The sequence below is a fragment of the Rhizobium sp. F40D2 genome (assembly GCF_051810745.2).
Classification (GTDB): domain Bacteria; phylum Pseudomonadota; class Alphaproteobacteria; order Rhizobiales; family Rhizobiaceae; genus Rhizobium.
Genome location: NZ_CM131436.1, coordinates 621555 through 638262 on the forward strand (window position 1 = coordinate 621555; position 16708 = coordinate 638262).

At 63.2% G+C, this 16708-nt stretch carries 11 protein-coding genes and 3 pseudogenes; 3 read left to right on the forward strand and 11 right to left on the reverse strand.

Annotation, left to right across the window (positions count from 1 at the left end):
- Positions 1 to 73: 73 nt before the first annotated feature.
- Entirely contained in the window at positions 74 to 958 is an 885-nt protein-coding gene (locus tag ACS4RS_RS03090; protein WP_439008768.1) for a GntR family transcriptional regulator, read from the forward strand.
- 99 nt (positions 959 to 1057) lie between these two features.
- On the opposite strand, the gene lpxK is transcribed toward ACS4RS_RS03090, so the two are convergent.
- The 6 genes from lpxK to ACS4RS_RS03120 form a co-directional block, all read right to left on the reverse strand.
- A complete protein-coding gene (gene lpxK, locus ACS4RS_RS03095) occupies positions 1058 to 2131 on the reverse strand; it encodes a tetraacyldisaccharide 4'-kinase (RefSeq protein ID WP_439008767.1) in 1074 nt (357 codons plus the stop codon).
- A gap of 103 nt (positions 2132 to 2234) precedes the next feature.
- Positions 2235 to 2957 carry an HAD-IA family hydrolase gene (locus tag ACS4RS_RS03100; RefSeq protein WP_439008766.1) on the reverse strand — a complete coding sequence of 241 codons (723 nt, stop codon included), beginning with the start codon at positions 2955 to 2957 and terminating at the stop codon, positions 2235 to 2237.
- Between the two features lie 9 nt (positions 2958 to 2966).
- Positions 2967 to 4286, reverse strand: coding sequence for a lipid IV(A) 3-deoxy-D-manno-octulosonic acid transferase (gene waaA, locus ACS4RS_RS03105; protein WP_439008765.1), 1320 nt, complete (start codon positions 4284 to 4286; stop codon positions 2967 to 2969).
- Between the two features lie 189 nt (positions 4287 to 4475).
- Positions 4476 to 4715 (reverse strand): DUF4170 domain-containing protein, encoded by a 240-nt coding sequence (locus ACS4RS_RS03110; RefSeq protein WP_439008764.1) that lies wholly within the window; start codon positions 4713 to 4715, stop codon positions 4476 to 4478.
- A gap of 61 nt (positions 4716 to 4776) precedes the next feature.
- On the reverse strand, positions 4777 to 5586 hold the full coding sequence (locus ACS4RS_RS03115; protein WP_449313869.1) for a 3'(2'),5'-bisphosphate nucleotidase CysQ: 810 nt from the start codon (positions 5584 to 5586) through the stop codon (positions 4777 to 4779).
- Between the two features lie 45 nt (positions 5587 to 5631).
- Positions 5632 to 6978: a metallopeptidase TldD-related protein gene (locus ACS4RS_RS03120; RefSeq protein ID WP_439008762.1), complete on the reverse strand. Its 1347-nt coding sequence runs from the start codon at positions 6976 to 6978 to the stop codon at positions 5632 to 5634.
- A gap of 118 nt (positions 6979 to 7096) precedes the next feature.
- Here ACS4RS_RS03120 and ACS4RS_RS03125 point away from each other — a divergent pair.
- Positions 7097 to 8910, forward strand: a pseudogene (locus ACS4RS_RS03125) (monovalent cation:proton antiporter-2 (CPA2) family protein).
- Between the two features lie 12 nt (positions 8911 to 8922).
- Here ACS4RS_RS03125 and ACS4RS_RS03130 read toward each other — a convergent pair.
- The 3 genes and pseudogenes from ACS4RS_RS03130 to ACS4RS_RS03140 form a co-directional block, all read right to left on the reverse strand.
- A complete protein-coding gene (locus ACS4RS_RS03130; RefSeq protein ID WP_439008760.1) occupies positions 8923 to 9804 on the reverse strand; it encodes a patatin-like phospholipase family protein in 882 nt (293 codons plus the stop codon).
- 13 nt (positions 9805 to 9817) lie between these two features.
- A complete protein-coding gene (gene rsmD / locus ACS4RS_RS03135; RefSeq protein WP_439008759.1) occupies positions 9818 to 10378 on the reverse strand; it encodes a 16S rRNA (guanine(966)-N(2))-methyltransferase RsmD in 561 nt (186 codons plus the stop codon).
- A pseudogene (locus tag ACS4RS_RS03140) lies at positions 10359 to 12418 on the reverse strand (pseudouridine synthase). The gene rsmD and the pseudogene ACS4RS_RS03140 overlap by 20 nt, the downstream one beginning before the upstream one ends.
- A 90-nt stretch (positions 12419 to 12508) precedes the next feature.
- Between ACS4RS_RS03140 and ACS4RS_RS03145 the strand changes: the two are divergent.
- Positions 12509 to 12946, forward strand: coding sequence for a nucleoside deaminase (locus ACS4RS_RS03145; RefSeq protein ID WP_449313986.1), 438 nt, complete (start codon positions 12509 to 12511; stop codon positions 12944 to 12946).
- A gap of 41 nt (positions 12947 to 12987) precedes the next feature.
- Here ACS4RS_RS03145 and ACS4RS_RS03150 read toward each other — a convergent pair.
- Positions 12988 to 13616 (reverse strand): annotated as a pseudogene (locus tag ACS4RS_RS03150) (hypothetical protein).
- Between the two features lie 131 nt (positions 13617 to 13747).
- Positions 13748 to 16639, reverse strand: a complete 2892-nt coding sequence (gene ileS, locus ACS4RS_RS03155; protein ID WP_439008756.1) for an isoleucine--tRNA ligase — start codon at positions 16637 to 16639, stop codon at positions 13748 to 13750.
- Between the last annotated feature and the right edge of the window lie 69 nt (positions 16640 to 16708).

Consider the following 16708-nt stretch of genomic DNA (forward strand, 5'->3'; position numbering starts at 1 on the left):
TACATAAGAAACATATGATACACGTACGTCAAATTGTTTCTTATGGATATCCAAACATGCCGGGAGTTGCGCAATGAGAACCGATACGACTTTTAAGCGGGCCTTCAATGATATGATCGATATCATTCGCGCATCCGAGCTTGGGGAGGAATTGCCATCCGAAAACGCACTGCGCGCCCAGCTTGGCGTGAGCAGAACGACGGTGCGGAAGGTGCTGGCGGCGATGTCTGAACGTGGGATCATCATATCCGAGGCGCATAGGCGGATCATACGGGAGCAGCCGCGGCAGATAGAGCGTTATCCGAAGGAAGAGACCTTGGCCATTTCGGAACAGGTTGAGACCAGTTTCATGGAATGGATGCTGCGCGGCGATGCCTGTCCGGGCACAGAAATCAATGAGGCCGAATTGGCTCGCAAATTCGGCGTTGCGACAACCATAGTCCGTGAATTTCTCAATCGATTTCAGAAATATGGGCTGATCGAGAGGCGTCAGAATGCAGGCTGGGTTTTTAAAGGGTTCACAGCGAGTTTCGCACTCGAACTGTTCGAGATCAGAGAGATGTTCGAAATGCGCTCCGCACGCCTGTTCGCTACCCTGCCCGACGGCTCGCCCATCTGGAAGCAGGTGCGTGCCATACGAGCGGCGCATTTGGAACTGCTCGCGGATATCGATGCCCGGTTTCAGGATTTCTCGGAACTGGACAGCCGGTTCCATCGCCTGATTGTGGCTGTCGCGCCAAACCGTTTTATCGAAAGCTTCCAAGACGTGATCGCCATGGTCTTCCACTATCACTATCAGTGGAACAAACGGGATGAGCGCGCGCGAAATGAGGTCGCCATTGGGGAACATCTCGCGCTGATCGATGCCCTCGAAAGCCGCAATATCGCGTTGATCGATCACACTTGTCGGTCGCATCTGATCTCCGCCCGCGAAACTTTGCTTCACTCGATCGTGTGAAAAGTTGCGATGGGGGGCGCAGAAAGCCGGACGAACCAGCGGACGAGAGGTTATTGATTCACAGTCTCAGCAAACCACCGAGAAGCTTGCAGCAGTCCGTTAGAGCGGTTCAGCCTTTCCGGGAATCGCTTTAACGCCGGCCTTGATCTCACGCAAACGCCGCTCGCGGCAAGCGGCGATCGCCCGGTCGATGATCAGGCCGGGAGCGAGGTGATCCTCGAAGACCATGTCGACCTCGATCACCCGGCATTTCTCGGCCAGTTGCGCCGCCTTGCCGGGATGGCCGGAGAGGCGGACGAAGTCCTTTGAGGTGGTGACGATCAACAGGCCCTGATGCTCGGCGGTCGTCAGGATGTCGTCGATTTCGTCCTCGGTCAGGTGCTCGTGGTCGCCGAAGGATTTGGCGACTGCGATTTCGGCGCCGCGCGATTCGACCGTGCGGAAGAATTTGGCAGGATCGGCGATACCGGCGAAGGCGAGCACCTTCATGCCGGCGAGCGTATTGTCGCCGCGCACTTTCAGCGAAGCGGTAAAATAGGGCTTTGCGGCGCGTGCCGCCATGCGGACGATGCCGTCGGCGGCATTGCCGCCGCCGACCTTCAACAGGGCGGTGGCCGAACGCAGTTGCTGGCGGATAGGGGCGCGCACCGGGCCGGCCGGCACGATATGGCCGTTGCCGAGGCCGCGGGTCGCGTCGATGACCAACAGGGCATAGTCGATCGCCAGCCGGGCGCTCTGGAAACCGTCATCCATGATGATGAGATCGGCGCCTTCCGCCACCAGGCGCTGAGCCCCGTCGACGCGCCGGCGGGAAATCACCGTCAACGCCTCCTGGGCGAGCAGCAGCGGCTCATCGCCGACGGCAACCGCCCGGTGATGATCGGAATCGACCACCGTCGTCACATCGAGCGAGCCGCCGTAACCGCGGCTGAGAAAGCCCGGTTTCAGCCCTTTCGCCTTGGCGGCGCGGGCAATGGTCAGCGCCGTCGGCGTCTTGCCGGCGCCGCCGACAGTGAAATTGCCGACGCAGATGACCGGAATGGCAACAGAGGCGCGGCGCGCGTGAGCCATGCGGTGGCCGGCGATACGACCGTAGAGAAAGGAAACAGGCGCCAGCAGCCAGGCCCGCCAATCGGCTTTCCTCCACCAGAACGGCGGCGCTTCGGATATCATCTTGCCGTTCCGCTCCCCTGCCCACCTTGCGGCAGCCAGCCCCTTGCTTTTCGACCGGCCGAATTGAGAAGCCAAAATCAATGAAAATGCAAGCCCTTACCAGTCAGGCCGGCTGCAGATCCGGCAGCAGCGTCTCGAGAGCGGTGATATCGTCGAGCACATGATCGGCGGCGGCGGCAAGCGAATCGCGCGAACCGGTGCCGGTCAGCACCGCGATCCTGAGCCCCGTTCCGGCATTCAGGCCCATATGCAGATCGTGATTGTTGTCGCCGACCATCGCCACTTCCTCAGGCGAAAGGCCGGTCGCGGCGCAGAAGCCGAGCACCATGCCCGGCTCCGGCTTGACGCCGAAACCGCTGTCATATCCGGCGATATAATCGATATAGCGGGCGAAACCGAAACGTTCCGCGGTCTGGCGGATCGAGCGCTCATTGTCGCTGGAAGCGACGCCGAGCTTGAAGCCGCGCCGATGCAGCCTTGCGAAGAAGCCGGCGAGATCGGTTACCGGCACGGAAAATTCGGCGGCGTTGGAGAACAGCTCGTCGAGCCGAACCGTCAGTTCGACGACATCGACCATCGAACCCGCGGCAACCAGGCCCTCGGCAATCTGTCGGGTGTTGCCGGCCGCAAGCAGGCTGTCGGGCACGATATGGCCGGTCGCCGGATCCATGCCGCAGGCAGACAGCAACCGGTCGGCAAGAAGCGGATCCCCTTCAGCGGCGATGCGGGCAAGTTCGCGGTTTACAGGCAGCCAGCTCTCGTCATAGTCGAGCAGCGTGCCATCCTTGTCGAAGAGAATGCCTTTGATTAGGGACGCTGCCGCCATGCTTTATCCTCAGACCTGGGCCACGGCCCTGGGCAGCAGCCGCGCCTTCACCGTCAGCGGATTGATATAGGGTTCCAGCCCCTTGACGGTGGCGGTCAGCGCACCGCGCATCTCGTGCACCGCGGTGATACCGGCCTCAATCATATTGCGGCGCGCTTCGTCATTGGTCAAAAGGTAATGCACGCCCTTGGCCAGCATTTCGGTATCGCGCACCATGCGGGCGCTGCCGCTGCGGGCAAGCTTCTGATAGGCATCGCGGAAATTCTGCACATGGCCGCCGGAGAGAACGGCGCAGCCGAGCATGGCGGGCTCAAGCGGGTTCTGGCCGCCTTCGGCAAAAAGCGAGCGGCCGACAAAGGCGATTTCCGTCAGTCTCAAATAGAGGCCCATTTCGCCGATCGTATCGCCGAGGAAGATATCGACATCGGCCGACAGGACATCGTCGCGGGTGCGGCGGGCGACCTTGAGCCCCAGCTTGACCAGAGCCGCCTCGATCTCGTCGCAACGCTCGGGATGGCGGGGCACGATGATCGTCAGCTGACGATCGCGCTCCCTCAGCGCCCGATGAACGATGGCGGCGGCATTCTCCTCGCCGTCGAAGGTCGAGATCGCCGCCCAGGTCTTGCGGTCGCCGATCTGCTTCTTGTAGCGGGCGAGGACAGCGCTGTCATAGGGCGGTGCGTCGGTATCGACCTTCAGATTGCCCGAGGTGATGACGGGAACGGCGCCGAGATCGCGGAAACGTTCGGCATCGATATCCGACTGGGCGATGACGAGGGCGAGATTTTCGAACAAGGCTTCGGCGATTGCCGGCCGGCGGCGCCAGCGGGCAAAGGAACGGTCCGACATTCGGGCATTGATCAGGATCTGCGGAATGCGGCGGCGGCCGAGCTCCAGCACCGTTGCCGGCCAGATCTCGGATTCGGCGATGATGGCGCAATCGGGTTGCCAATAATCGAGGAAGCGGCTGACCGAAGGCTTCAGGTCGAGCGGCACATATTGGTGGATCGCGTCATTGCCGAGGCGCTCGGCGGCGAGCCTGGCCGAGGTGATGGTGCCTGTGGTCAAGATGACATGGATGTCGCGGCGGCGGATTTCGCGGATCAGCGGGATGACGGCATTGGTTTCACCGACGCTTGCGGCATGGAACCAGACGAGCGGGCCTTGCGGCCGGTTGGCGCTAGGATAGCCGAAGCGTTCCAGGCGGCGCGCCCGGTCTTCCTTACCCTTGGCCGTGCGGTAGGTGATATAGAGGCCGACGACAGGAGAGGCCACGGTTCCCGCCAGACGGTATGCGCTCAGACCGAACCGAGCCATCCGGGAACTCATCGCGCCAGTCTCCGATCCAAGATCGACATCAAACCCATTCCCTCATTATCGTTGCGGCCGGAATGGCCGATCAATTTGTTCAGAATGCGTCAAACGATCCGGATCGACGGATGGCCGATGCACGAAACCCGGCGTGACGAACCGCAGGCCGCCGATACATGCCGCGGCCGATGGCCGGGGTCAGCCGCTTCAGGCCTTTTCCTGTGGATCGAGCAAACGATGCATGTGGACGATGAAGTAGCGCATATGCGCATTGTCGACCGTCTGCTGCGCCTTCGACTTCCAGGCCGTCAGCGCCGTGGCATAATCCGGGAAAATGCCGACGATATCGAGACCGTTCAGGTCGCGGAACTGGACGTTATCGAGGCTTTCCAGTTCGCCGCCAAAAACCAGATGCAAAAGCTGCTTCTTGTCACCGGAGTCAGTCATTTTTTGTTCTCTTTCTGCTATTCTCCTCCGCCACCCCATCTGCGGGATTTTGACGGAAACGTCAACTGTCTCGTCGTCCCGCAAAGGCCGCGAGAAACTCGCTGATGCGGGGCGTCGGTGCTGCGCAGAGGACGCTGTGGGTAACGTCGGCGCGATTGTAGACGATCGGCCTGCCTTCGAGATCGACGAGGCCCCCGCCGGCGCGGCTAAGGATCAGATCGGCAGCGGCCAGATCCCAATCATGCGAATTGCCCTTGACGAAGGTACCTTCGAGACGACCGTCCGCCACCATGGCGATGCGATAGGCAAGCGAGGGAATGTGTTTATGGCGGCTGACCCGGTCGCGAAACTCCGGCGGAAAGGTTTTCAACAGATCCTCACCGACCGCAAGGCGGCTCGTCTCCTCCGGTCCTGCGGCGGAGACGGTGAAGGGCACGCCGTTCTTCAGCGCCACGCCGCCGTCGACGGCCTCATAGAGTTCCTCAAGCGCCGGGGCATAGAGCACGCCGGCGACCGGCCGGCCGCGATGAACGACCGCGACGCTGACGCACCAGACCGTCTGCCCACCGAGAAAGGCGCGCGTGCCGTCGATCGGGTCGATGATGAACAGCGTCTCATGCGAGAGGCGGCCGGCATCATCGTCGGTTTCCTCAGACAGCCAGCCATAATCCGGCCGCGCCTTGCGCAGAATGGTCTCGAGCGTCTTGTTGGCGGCGAAATCGGCGGCGCTGACGGGGGAGCGATCGTCGTTTTTCCACCAGACCTCGGGAGACTGGTTGAAGAAGCCGAAAGCGACCGCACCGGCCTCCTTCGCAGCATCGGCGATCAGCGTCAGATCGCTCTGCCAACGGGCCCTTTCCCTATCGCTCATCCCGTCAAATCCGTTTCCTACTGGCCGTTTCTCGCTGGCCGTTTCTTACTGGCCTGCCAGCGTCATGCCTTCGATGGCGAAGGTCGGGGCCGCGACGCCGAACTTGCGATCGATGTCGTTTGCCGGCGTCAGGCGCATGAACATGTCCTTGAGGTTCGAGGCGATCGTCACCTCGGAGACCGGGAAGGTCAGCTCGCCGTTCTCGATCCAGAAGCCGGTGGCGCCGCGGCTGTATTCGCCGGTGATCATGTTGACGCCGTGGCCGATCAGTTCGGTGACATAAAAACCATTGCCGACGCTGCGGATCAATTCCTCCGGCGAGATGTCGCCTGGTTCAAGCGCAAGATTGGTGGAGGACGGCGAGACGGCGGTGCCGCCGCGCACGCCGCGGCCGTTGGTCTGAAGGCCAAGTTCGCGCGCCGTCGAAGTCGACAGGAACCAGTACTTCAAGACGCCGTCCTCGATCATCACCAGCCGCTCACCCGATACGCCCTCGCCGTCGAAGGGCCGCGAGGAGGGGCCGCGAACGATCAACGGATCGTCGGTGATCGACAGGCCCGATTTCAGCACCTGCTGACCCATCCTGTCGCGCAGGAAGCTCGACTTGCGGGCGACGGCGGCACCATTGATCGCGCCGGCGACATGGCCGACGAAGCCGCGGGCGACGCGGGGGTCGAAGATGACGGTGACATCCTTGCCGGTCGGCACCTGACGCGGATTGATGCGCTTTATCACCCGTTCGCCGGCGCGGCGGCCGATGTCGGCGGGATCGTCGAGTTCGGCATAGTAGAGCCGGCTGTCGAAATCATAATCGCGCTCCATGCCGGTGCCTTCTCCGGCGATGACGCTGACGGAATGGCCGAAACGCGAGGCCATGTAGCTGCCTTCGAAACCGTGCGAGGTGGCAAGAACCAGGCCGCCCATGCCGGCTGAGGCACCGGCGCCGGAGGAATTGGTGACACCCTTGACCGCAAGGGCCGCGGCCTCAGCTGCAAGGGCTGCCTCGCGCAGCATCTCGGAGGAGACCTCGGTGGTATCGAGCAATTGCAGGTCGGGATAGGATTTCGCCAGGCTCGCCTCATCCGCAAGGCAGGCGAAGGGATCTTCCGGCGAGACCTTGGCCATGGCGACGGCGCGTTCGGCCAGCGCCTGGAGATCGAAGCCCGGATTGGCCGAAACGCTGGCGACGCGCTTGCCGATGAAGACGCGCAGCGAAAAATCGTCGCTTTCGGAGGATTCCGTGCCCTCGACCTTGCCGAGGCGGACGCTGACCGATTGCGAGCGCGACCGGACGACGACGGCGTCGGCGGCGTCGGCCCCTGCCTTCTTTGCCAGATCGATCAATTGACTTGCGCGGGAAAGAAGTGTCGAGGAATCGATTTCAGAGGACATGATTTGGCCTTTCCTTCGGCTTCCATTTATTGTGCACTCACCCAAGCATCAAGGCCGCCGGCGCCGATTCTTTGTCGGGGCTGCCGCCTGTTCCCCGCCGTCGAAAGAAATCGCCCCGATGTCCGCGCCCAATGCCTTTTTTCCGAAACGATCCTGCTGCTCGGCGGCGCGGTGGTCGCCGCGCCGATCTTCAAGAAGCTCGGGCTCGGCACGGTGCTCGGCTATCTCGCCGCCGGTATCGTCATCGGACCGGTTTTCCACGGCATCACCGACGGCGAACAGATCCTTGCCGTCGCCGAACTCGGCGTCGTCTTTCTGCTCTTCATCATCGGGCTGGAGCTGAAACCCAGCCGCCTCTGGCAGATGCGCCGCGACATTTTCGGCCTCGGCACGGCGCAGGTGGTGGTCACCGGTCTGGCGCTGACCGCGCTTGCCTGGTTTTCTGAGGTTCTCGACTGGCGCGGCAGCATCGTCGCCGGCTTTGGCCTGGCACTGTCTTCGACGGCCTTCGCCATGCAGATCCTCGAGGGCGACGGCGACGTCAACACGAAGTATGGGCAGCGCTCCTTCTCGATGCTGCTGTTCCAGGACCTGGCGATCGTGCCGCTCTTGGCGCTGATCACCGTGCTCGACGGCGGTGGCAAGGGCAGCCCTGCGCCACTCACCGATTTTGCGGTTGCCGTCGGCGCGGTCGCGGCGATGGTCGTCATGGGGCGCTACCTGCTGACGCCGCTCTTCCAGGTCATCGCCCGCACCGGCGCGCGCGAAGCGATGATCGCCGCCGCCCTCTTCGTCGTCATGGGATCGGCGAGCCTGATGCAGCTTGCCGGGCTTTCGATGGCGATGGGCGCCTTCCTCTCCGGGGTGATGCTCGCCGAATCCTCCTACCGGCACGAGCTGGAGGCCGATATCGAGCCCTTCCGCGGCGTGCTGCTCGCCATCTTCTTCATCGCCGTCGGCCTGTCGCTGCAGCTCGACGTGCTTGCCGACAACGTGCTCTTCGTCATCGTCGCGGTGCCGATCATCATGGCGGTCAAGGCGATCATCATCTACGGGCTCTGCCGGATCTCCGGCTCTCCGCATGATGATGCGATCCGCATCGCCTTCCTGCTACCGCAAGGCGGCGAATTCGGCTTCGTGCTGTTTACTGCGGCGGCGACCGTCGGGCTGATGTCGGCGAGCACGGCATCGCTGCTGGTCGCGATCGTGACGCTGTCCATGGCGCTGACGCCGATCGGCGCGGCGCTTTCGAAGCGGTTGCTCAGCGGCGGCGAGCATGAGGAGTTGGACGAGGATTTCGAGGGCGCCGGCGCCGACGTGCTGATGGTCGGCTTCTCGCGTTTCGGCCAGATCGCGGCGCAGATCCTGCTTGCCGGCGGGCGCAGCGTCACCGTCATCGAATTTTCGGCGGACCGCATCCGCCAGGCCTCGTCTTTCGGATTCCGCATCTATTTCGGCGACGGCACCCGCAAAGACGTGCTGCGCTCGGCCGGTATCGACCGGGCAAAGATCGTTCTCGTCTGCACGCAGAAGAAGGAGGTCACCGACAAGGTGGTGGAACTGGTGCAGGCGGACTATCCGCACACAAGGCTCTACGTGCGCTCCTACGACCGTATCCATTCGATCGAATTGCGCAACAAGGGCGTCGATTACGAACTGCGCGAGACGCTGGAATCCGGCCTGCTCTTCGGGCGGCGGACGCTGGAAGCGCTCGGCGTTCCCGAGGTCGACGCCTATGAGATCGGCGAGGACATCCGCAAACGCGATGAGGCGCGCCTGGTGCTGCAGGTGTCCGAAGGGCTACAGGCTGGTCGCGACATGCTGTTTTCCCACCCTGTCCGCCCCGAACCGCTGGTCAAGCCGAAACGCGCCGCCGATCCCCTCGAGGACGATCCGCTGGCGGGAACGGTGGATGCGACGGCGGAGGCGTAAATCAAGAGAACATCAGCGCCTCAGCCGCGCTTCAATTTCCCGGTCGAGGGCGAATTTCAGGTCGTCCTTGACGCCGATCGACATGGCCAGGACTTCGCGGGCCTTGAGGAAATCCATGACGCCGGTGCGGCCGACGGCCGGGCGCAGGAAGATGTGCGGCTGGCACAGCTTCAACTTCAGCGTGATCGCCGTCTGCATCATCAGCTGGCCGGAGCCGAAGATGCTTTCCATACGGTTCGGAATATGGGTGCCGTCGCCTTCAGGCGCGCCGACGACATCGATTCCGATGACGATATCGGCAAGATCCATCAGGGGTTCATAAGGCACCGGATTGCTGATGCCGCCGTCGATCATCACGCGGCCGCGCAGGCGCACCGGCATGAAGACGGCAGGGATGGCGGAAGAGGCGGCGAGTGCCGGAAACAGCTCGCCCTCTTCAATGATGACTTCATTCTGCCCGTAATAATCCGTGGTGATGACCTTCATCGGCACCAGCAGATCCTCGAAGCGGGCCGGCAGCTCGGCCGGCAGAAAGGCCTTCAGGATCCGCTCCAGATTGAACTGGCCGATCCGAATGCCCTTGGCCACCGCATCACGCACCGTTGCCGGCCTCATGCCCCAGATGCGGGCAACCACGGCCGTCTTGTTGCCGACGGTCGCCAGCGCATGTTCGCGGATTTCGGCCCCCGACATGCCGGCGGCCATGCCGGCCCCCATGATCGCGCCCATCGACGAACCAGATATCGCCACGGGGCGGATGCCGAGTTCGTCGAGCGTCTCGATGATATGGATGTGGGCAAGCCCGCGCGCGCCGCCGCCGCCGAAAGCGACGGCAACCGTTGGAAGATCGCTGATCGCGGGCAGTTTCGGGCTGATGATCTCTTCCTGCTGCACGGCCCGCCCCCGCTTATTGCGGCTGATACCGGAAGAAATGCACCCTCGTATCGCCAAAGATGCGGTTTTCGAGGAAAACATAGGCAGGATGCACGGATACGACAATATCGGCGCGTTCCTCGAGCACCGCGATCGCGCCGGGCCTGAGCCAGCCGCCCCCGGCCGCCGCCGCCATCGCCTTTTCGCCGAGGCCTTTGCCATAGGGCGGGTCGGCAAACAGCACGTCGAAGGCTTCGAGATTGCCGACGCTGCCGAGATCGGTCGCATCGCGGCGCAGGATGCGCGTGCGGCCGTGCAGGCCGAGCGCATCGATGTTTTCCCAGAGCAGCGCCCTGCCCTCGACGCTGTTTTCGACGAAGAGCGCGTGGCGACAGCCGCGTGAAACAGCTTCGAGGCCGACCGCGCCGGTTCCGGCAAAAAGGTCGAGGATCCGGGTGCCATCGACGCATTCCGGATAGGCATGGCTCAAAATATTGAACAGGCTCTCGCGCGTCCGGTCGGCAGTCGGCCGGATCTCGTTGGATTTTGGCACGGCGAGAGGCCGTCCGCGAAATTCACCGCCGACGATCCGCACCGCGCGTCATTCCCTTTCCTTTTCCACCACCTCTGGACGGCCCGCCAGCCGGCCTGTCGCCGCCCGGCCTGTCACTGCCTGGCCTTACGCCGCTTGACTTGGCGCCCTTCGGCTTGCCGGAAAAATTCTTGGCCCCACCCGGCTTGGCGCCAAAGCCCTTGCCGTGCGGCTTATCGCCCGAAGGCTTCCCGCTCGAAGGCCTGCCGCCTGGAGACTTGCCGCCGAAGGACTTTTCTCCACGCGGACGATCGGATCGGCCCTCGCCGGCAAAACTTCTGGCTGCGCGCGGGCGCTCATCACCGTCCTCGCGTGGCCTGCGTTCACCCCGCGGCTTGTCGCCGAAAGGCCGGTCGCCACGCGAAGGGCGATCCCCGAAAGGCCGGTCGCCGCGCGGGCGCTCCGAACGAGCCTCACCGGTGGAGGCTCTGGCGGCACGAGGACGTTCGTCCCCCTCGGCGCGCGGTTTGCGATCACCGCGCGGTTTGTCGCCGAAGGGCCGATCGCCACGCGAGGGTCGATCACCGAAAGGCCGATCGCCGCGCGGACGCTCGGAACGGCCTTCGCCGGCAGAGCTTCTGCTACGCGGACGTTCGTCACCCCCTCACGGGGACGGCGGTCGCCGCGCGCCGGGCGGTCGCCAAAACCACGGTCTTCGCGGGCCGGCCGATCCCCGAACGAGCGTTTTCGGCCGCGGTCTTCGCCCTCATCCTTGCGGTGCGGCTGCTCGCTCGAGCGGATCCATTCGCCGTCCTCTTCGCGCACGCGATTGATCTGTGTGCGTGGGCGATCCTCGATATAGTGGGAACCAGTGCTCTTTGCCGGCGCCTGCTCGCCGCGCCGCCGCGCGGTCTGCTCATTCTTGGCGGCTTTCGCCGCAGCCTTTTCGCCAAGCGGGCGAGCGCCGGGCGCCATCCAGACATTGGCACTGCGGCGCTGGCCGAGCGGCTGGGGACGCTTCGGCTTGTCGTCGTCAAAGCGGCCGCCATCGCGGCGTTCGTCATCTCTACGGCCGCCAGCGCGGCGATCGTCGCGTTTGGTGTCGAGGCGGCTCAGTGCCCGTTCGCGCTTGTCCTCGTCGCGGCGGGGACGCTGCTCGCGCCTTTCCTGGGCTGGGGCTTCAACTTCTTCCTCGGCGGCAACGGCCGGCGCATTGTAAATCGGGGCGTCGAAATTCGCCTTGGCTTCCTCGATCAGACGCGGGCCGAGCTGGTCGCGAAGCGTGCGACCGCGCACCTCGATGACATGGCCTTCCGGCAAGTCGCCGAGCTGGAACGGGCCGTAGGAAATGCGGATCAGACGATTGACGTCGAGGCCAAGCGCGCCCATCACGTTCTTGATTTCGCGGTTTTTGCCTTCGCGAAGACCCATGGTGATCCAGACGTTTGAGCCCTGCGTGCGGTCGAGCGTCGCCTCGATCGAACCGTAGAGCACGCCGTCGACGGCAATGCCGTCCTTCAGCTTGTCGAGCGCATCCTGATCGATGTCGCCATGGGCGCGCACACGGTAGCGGCGCAACCAGCCGGTGGCCGGCAGCTCGAGCGCGCGGGCAAGACCGCCGTCATTGGTGAGCAGCAGCAGGCCTTCGGTGTTGATGTCGAGGCGGCCGATCGACATCACCCGCGGCAGTTCTTCCGGCAGGTTGTCGAAGACGGTCGCCCGGCCTTCGGGATCGGCATTGGTGGTCACCAGCCCGGCCGGCTTGTGGTAGAGCCACAGCCTGGTGCGCTCGATGCCGCGGATCGGCACGCCGTCCACCTCGATGCGATCGGCGAGCGTGACGTTGACGACCGGGGTGTCGAGCACCGCGCCGTTCAGCGTGACGCGGCCTTCCATGATCATGCGTTCGATGTCGCGGCGGGAGGCGACGCCGGCGCGCGCCATCACCTTGGAAATGCGTTCGGCCTTGGCCTCGCCTTCGGTCTCGGCGGCAATCGCAGCCTTTGCCGGCTTCGTGCCGCCCGACTTCGCGCCGGCCTTCGGCCCGCTGTCGCGTGAAAAGGGCTTTGCGCCCGGGCGTTTTGGCTTGTCTTTGGGTGTCATTTGTTGTTTGCCTGCCTTTTGGGCCTGTCTATCAGGTCACGCATCTGCGGTTAAGTGGAAATTCTTGCGATCGTGAAGACAAATCGTTTCATGGAGATGGCGCTTGAAGAGGCACGCGCCGCCGAAGAACGCGGCGAGGTGCCGATCGGCGCCGTTGTCGTCATCGACGATATCGCCGTTTCGCGCGCAGGAAACCGCACGCGCGAGCTCAATGACGTGACCGCACACGCCGAAATCGCTGCGATCCGGCTTGCCTGCGAAGCGCTCGGACAGGAGCGTCTTGTCGGCGCCGATCTCTATGTGACCCTTGAGCCTTGCACCATGTGCGCGGCAGCCATCTCGTTTGCGCGTATCCGCAGGCTCTATTACGGCGCAGAGGACCCGAAAGGCGGCGGCGTCGACAATGGCGTACGATTTTATAGGCAGCCGACCTGCCACCACGCTCCGGAAGTCTATTCCGGCTTCAACGAGGTGCAATCGGCCGAGATATTGAGACGATTCTTTTCCCAAAAAAGAGAGACGCCGTAATCTCTACAGCGCCTCGCGTCTTTTCAGGCAGGTGAAGGCGGCTATTGCAGGAAATTCCACCACTGCTTGCCGCTGTTGGCGATCGCCGCGTCCTTCTTGCGCTTCTTCTGCTTTTTGAGCTCGGGTTCGCCGACATCATCAAGCTTTGCGGGGTCGTCGACGGTGCGGTAGCCGGGCGGCGGATCGGAAATATAACGGCGCTGATCGACATAGGAGCCCTTCTGCAGGGCGCGGGCTTCGCGATAGGCCTTGGTCTGTGCTTCGGTCGTGCGCCGGCCACCCTCGATGGCCGAGCTCGCCAGCGGCGAGCGGTAGTTCGGATTGTCCGAGTTGGCGTCGGCTTCCCCGACCAAGCGGGCCCGGGTTTCCTCCGGTGATTCAATCCATTGCGGATTGTCCTTGTTGGCGACCGTCGGCTGCGGCGCAACGAGGGTCTCCTCTGCGCCTCGGCCGGCAGCACCAGCGTCGGGCGCGGCGTGTACTTGACGCCCTTGTTCTTCGGATCCGGCCCGGTCAGCGACACGGACTGGCCGAGATCGTCGGTCAGTTGCTCCATGGCGGTCTTGTCGGTGCCGTAGGTCGGGCTGCTGGCGCAGCTGGAGACCAGGGAGCATCCCGCCATGACAACAGACAGGCAGGCGCCCATACGGAACCAATGCGTTGCGAACATGAAAACCCTTCCAGCCACCGGTGCAATCGTTGCCCAACCGGACAACCGTCCCCCTGACGCAAAAATCCGGCCATTTTCAGGCAGCTTTTACCGGATGAACCGCGAAAACGCAATTCACCCGGCAAATATCTTCAGCTGCGGATGCCGAGTTCGCGCAATGCCACCGCGTCCCGCGCCGAAACGTCGGGATATTCCGGATCGGAACCGACATCCTTAGTGATGCGCCAGGAACGAGCGCATTTTACACCTTCGGCCAGCGTCGGAACGACGGCGACATCAGGCACTTCGGCCAAGCGGAAGGCTTCGGCGGGACCGGCGTCCGCCTGGATCGTGATGCCCGAAGTGATGCAGACCTCGCTGAAATCCTGACCCTCGAGCGCCTTGATAAGCGCCGGATCGGCGATGTGGACGACAGGAGCGGCTTCCAGCGAGGAGCCGATGCGCTTGTCCTTGCGCTCGATTTCCAGAGCGCCTGTGACAACCGAGCGGACCGTGCGGATATTCTTCCACTTCTCGGCCAGGGCATCGTTACGCCATTCCTTGGCAACAGGAGCAAACTGCTCCAGATGCACGGAAACGGCGGACGGGTTGCGCGACAGCCAGGCCTCCTCGGTGGTGAAGGGCAGCATCGGCGCAAGCCAGGTCACCATGCAATCGAAGATCTGGCGGATGACGTGCAGGCTGGCGCGCCGGCGCAGGCTCGACGGCGCGTCGCAATAGAGCGCGTCCTTGCGGACATCGAAATAGAAGGCTGAAAGCTCGACATTGGCGAAATCGATCAGCGCACGGGCGATCTTCTTGAAGTCGAAGGCATCGTAGTTCTCGCGCACCAACTCGTCGAGTTCGGCAAGCCGGTGCAGCATCAGTTGCTCCAGCTCCGGCAGATCGGCAAGCGCGATCTCCTCGCCCTTGTCATGGGCAAGGGTGCCGAGCATCCAGCGGATGGTGTTGCGCAGCTTGCGATAGGCATCGACATTGGTCTGGATGATCGTCTTGCCGACGCGCAGGTCGTCGGCATAATCCGAGGTCATGACCCACAGGCGCAGGATGTCGGCGCCGGCATCCTTCATTACTTCCTGCGGCGCGGTGACATTGCCCTTCGATTTCGACATCTTCTCGCCCTTCTCGTCCATGGTGAAACCATGGGTGAGGACGGCGTTATAAGGCGCGCGGCCGCGGGTGGCAGCCGATTCCAAGAGCGAGGAATGGAACCAGCCGCGATGCTGGTCGGACCCCTCGAGATAGAGGTCGGCCGGCCACTTCAGGTCGGGGCGGTCCTCCAGCGTAAAGGTGTGCGTCGAGCCGGAATCGAACCAAACGTCGAGGATATCCATGACCTGCTTCCAGCGGGAATGGTCATGATCGTTACCGAGGAAGCGCTCCTTGGCGCCATCGGCAAACCAGGCGTCGGCGCCCTCCTGTTCGAAGGCCTCGAGGATACGGGCGTTGACGGCTTCATCGACCAGGACCTCGCCCTGTTCGTCGGCAAAGACGGCGATCGGCACGCCCCATGCTCTCTGACGAGAAAGAACCCAGTCCGGGCGCCCCTCGATCATGGCGCGCAAGCGGTTCTGGCCGGCGGCGGGGACGAAGCGGGTGTCGTCGATCGCACCGAGCGCGCGCGAACGCAGCGTCGTGCCGTCGGCAAGGGTCTTGTCCATATAGACGAACCATTGCGGCGTGTTGCGGAAGATCACCGGCTTCTTCGAGCGCCAGGAATGCGGGTACTGATGCTTCAGCCGGCCGCGGGCAAAAAGCGCGTTGCGTTCGATCAGCGCCTTGATGACGCGATCGTTGGCATCGCCCTTCTTGCCGTTGTCGTCGATGACGCGGGCGCCTTCGAAGCCGGGCGCGTCTGATGTGTAGAAGCCACCATCGTCGACCGGGAACGGAATTTTGGAGTCGATGCCGCGAGCCTCAAGCGTGCGGACGGCCGACATCCAGGCATCGAAGTCTTCGCGGCCGTGGCTGGGTGCCGTGTGCACGAAGCCCGTACCGGCATCATCGGTGACGTGATCGCCATCGAGCAATGGCACGGCGAATTCATAACCGCCGTCCAGACCCTTGAAGGGATGCGCACAGGCCATCGCCGCGAAGTCGGCCGCAGAAACATCGCACAGGCGCTTGTACTGCAGCTTGGACTTGGCGAAGGATTCTTCAGCCAGCTTATCGGCAAAGATGAGCTTTTCGCCGGGACGCGGACCAAAATCGTTCTCGGCCGCCGTCACTTCGTAGAGACCGTAGGAGACACGAGCTGAAAAAGAGATCGCGCGGTTGCCGGGGATCGTCCAGGGCGTCGTCGTCCAGATGACCACGAAGGCATCCTTGAGCGCAACCGGCCCTTCGACGACGGGAAATTTCACCCAGATCGTGTCGCTCTCGTAGTCCTGGTATTCGACCTCGGCCTCGGCCAGTGCCGTGCGCTCGACGACCGACCACATGATCGGCTTGGAGCCGCGATAAAGCTGGCCGCTTGCGGCGATCTTCAGCAGTTCGCCGGCGATGCGCGATTCCGCGTGGAAGTTCATCGTCGTGTAGGGATTGTCGAAGTCGCCCTCGATGCCGAGACGCTTGAACTCTTCCGCCTGGGTCTTGATCCAGCCAGTGGCGAATTCACGGCATTCCCGGCGGAATTCGTTGACCGGGACCTCGTCCTTGTTTTTGCCCTTCTCGCGGTACTTCTCCTCGATCTTCCATTCGATCGGCAGGCCGTGGCAATCCCAACCAGGCACGTAGTTGGCGTCGTAGCCGCGCATCTGGAACGAGCGGTTGATGACGTCCTTGAGGATCTTGTTCAGCGCGTGGCCGATATGGATGTTGCCATTGGCATAGGGCGGGCCGTCGTGCAGCACGAACTTTTCGCGGCCGGCGGCCGAAGCGCGCAGTTTCTTGTAGAGACCCATCTCCTGCCAGCGCTTAACCAGCTCCGGCTCCTTCTGCGGCAGGCCGGCGCGCATCGGGAAATCGGTTTCGGGCAAATAGAGGGTCTTCGAATAGTCGATCTTTTCGGCTGTGTCGGTCATATCGGGACAATCGTTTCTGGCGGCCCAGGAAGGGGCGCAACGGCGTGAAAAAGCTGGTGACGGAAGCGC

Bases quoted from the DNA above. Each gene is read 5' to 3' on its own strand.
- ACS4RS_RS03100 (WP_439008766.1), bottom strand. From the start codon at position 2,957: ATGGCGGCAGCGTCCCTAATCAAAGGCATTCTCTTCGACAAGGATGGC.
- ACS4RS_RS03120 (WP_439008762.1), bottom strand. From the start codon at position 6,978: ATGTCCTCTGAAATCGATTCCTCGACACTTCTTTCCCGCGCAAGTCAA.
- waaA (WP_439008765.1), bottom strand. From the start codon at position 4,286: ATGAGTTCCCGGATGGCTCGGTTCGGTCTGAGCGCATACCGTCTGGCG.
- ileS (WP_439008756.1), bottom strand. From the start codon at position 16,639: ATGACCGACACAGCCGAAAAGATCGACTATTCGAAGACCCTCTATTTG.
- ACS4RS_RS03115 (WP_449313869.1), bottom strand. From the start codon at position 5,586: ATGAGCGATAGGGAAAGGGCCCGTTGGCAGAGCGATCTGACGCTGATC.
- ACS4RS_RS03110 (WP_439008764.1), bottom strand. From the start codon at position 4,715: ATGACTGACTCCGGTGACAAGAAGCAGCTTTTGCATCTGGTTTTTGGC.
- lpxK (WP_439008767.1), bottom strand. From the start codon at position 2,131: ATGATATCCGAAGCGCCGCCGTTCTGGTGGAGGAAAGCCGATTGGCGG.
- ACS4RS_RS03090 (WP_439008768.1), top strand. From the start codon at position 74: ATGAGAACCGATACGACTTTTAAGCGGGCCTTCAATGATATGATCGAT.
- ACS4RS_RS03145 (WP_449313986.1), top strand. From the start codon at position 12,509: ATGGAGATGGCGCTTGAAGAGGCACGCGCCGCCGAAGAACGCGGCGAG.